General features: G+C 65.3%; 1 protein-coding gene. It reads right to left on the bottom strand.

Going from position 1 to position 2,168, the window contains the following annotated elements; all coding sequences use genetic code 11:
- On the bottom strand, positions 1-2,168 hold a 2,168-nt coding region (gene rpoC / locus AC0AP0_RS12510; protein ID WP_490430724.1), incomplete at both ends, for a DNA-directed RNA polymerase subunit beta'.

A 2,168-nucleotide genomic window follows, 5' to 3' on the forward strand; every position in this document is an offset into this window, starting at 1 on the left:
CACACCCCGCGGGTGGACTCGCAGGTCAGGACCGAGCGGGCCTTGACCTCCTCCACGCCGTGGGCGACCATGTCGCGAAGCACGTCCATGGACAGGGCGTCACCGCGCTTGTAGAGCACAGTCTTGCCGTCCTTGGGATCGATGACGTCGGCGGCCAGGAGCCTGGAGTAGGGTCCGCCGTCGGCGGCCTTGACCAGGACCAAGTTGCCCTGCTCGTCGCGCTCGGCCACCTTCATAGTCAGACCGCGCATGGTACCGCAGTCCTCCTCGCGCACGATCACGTCCTGGGAGACATCGACCAGACGACGGGTCAGGTAGCCCGACTCAGCGGTACGCAGTGCGGTGTCGGCCAGACCCTTGCGGGCGCCGTGCTGGGAGATGAAGTACTCCAGCACCGACAGACCGTCGTGGTAGTTGGACTTGACCGGTCGAGGGATGATCTCGCCCTTGGGGTTGGCCACCAGGCCTCGCATTCCAGCGATCTGACGGATCTGCATCCAGTTGCCTCGTGCCCCGGACTGGACCATGATGTTCACGTTGTTGTCCGGAGTGAAATGCTCCTGCATGGCATCAGCCACCTTGTCGGTGCACTCGGTCCACAGGTTGATCAGCTCCTGGCGGCGCTCCTCGTCGGTCAGCAGACCCATGTCGTACTGGGAGTTGACCTTGGCGGCCTGCCCCTGGTACTCGTTGACGATCTCGCTGCGCTCGGGCGGCACCACGATGTCGGAGAAGGCCATGGTCACGCCGGACCACTGGGCCCTGGTGAAGCCCAGATCCTTCAGGGCATCCAGGGTGGCCGCCACCTGGGCGGTCGAGTACCGGGTGGCGATGTCGTCCACGATGCCGGACAGCTTGCCCTTGGGTACCTGCTCGTTGATGAAGGGGTAGTCCACAGGCAGCGTCCGGTTGAACAGGACCCGCCCATAGTTGGTGGCGAAGAGCCTGGAGCCGTCCTTGAAGACCTCCTCCTTGACCACGTCAGGGCTGCCGGGCTCAGGGTCGACGACCTTGAGGTCACCGGGCTTCCAGTCCTTGGGCATGACGAAGTCGGCGGGCACCCGCAGCAGGATCTTGGCCTGCATGTCGATCTCGCCCAGGTCCAGAGCCATCCGGGCCTCGGCCAGGCTGGAGAAGATCCGGCCCTGGCCCTTGGCACCGTCAACCACGGTGGTCAGGTAGTACAGACCCAGAATCATATCCTGGGAGGGCATGGTGACCGTGTGGCCGTCGGCGGGCTTGAGGATGTTGTCGGAGGCCAGCATGAGGGAGCGGGCCTCAGCCTGGGCTTCTGCCGACAGGGGCAGGTGGACTGCCATCTGGTCGCCGTCAAAGTCGGCGTTGAAGGCCGCGCAAGCCAGCGGGGGCAGGTGGATGGCCTTGCCCTCGACCAGGATGGGCTCGAAGGCCTGGATGCCCAGACGGTGCAGCGTAGGCGCACGGTTGAGCAGGACGGGGTGCTCGGAGATGACCTCCTCCAGCACGCCCCAGACCTCGGGATCTCCACGGTCGACCAAACGCTTGGCGCTCTTCATGTTCTGCGCGTAGTTGAGGTCCACCAGCCGCTTGATGACGAAGGGCTTGAAGAGCTCCAGGGCCATGGGCTTGGGCAGGCCGCACTGGTGCATGCGCAGGGAGGGCCCGACCACGATCACGGAACGGCCGGAGTAGTCCACACGCTTGCCCAGCAGGTTCTGACGGAAGCGGCCCTGCTTGCCCTTGAGCATGTCTGCCAGGGACTTCAGGGGACGGTTGGAGGCTCCGGTGACGGGGCGGCCACGACGGCCGTTGTCGAAGAGGGAGTCCACAGCCTCCTGGAGCATGCGCTTCTCGTTGTTGAGCATGATCTCGGGTGCGCCCAGCTCGATCAGACGCTTGAGCCTGTTGTTGCGGTTGATGACGCGCCGGTAGAGGTCGTTCAGGTCGGAGGTGGCGAAACGGCCGCCGTCCAGCTGCACCATGGGGCGCAGGTCGGGCGGAATGACCGGGACGACATCCAGGACCATGGCCTCGGGCTTGTTGCCGGTGTTCAGGAAGGCGGAGACCACCTTGAGCCGCTTCAGGGCACGGGCCTTGCGCTGGCCGGAGCCGGTGTCGATCTCGTGACGGAGCTCCTTGGCGGCACCCTCCAGGTCGAAGTCCTGCAGACGCTTCTTGATGGCCTCGGC

Source organism: Bifidobacterium sp. POST2/T3 (B1), assembly GCF_058197115.1.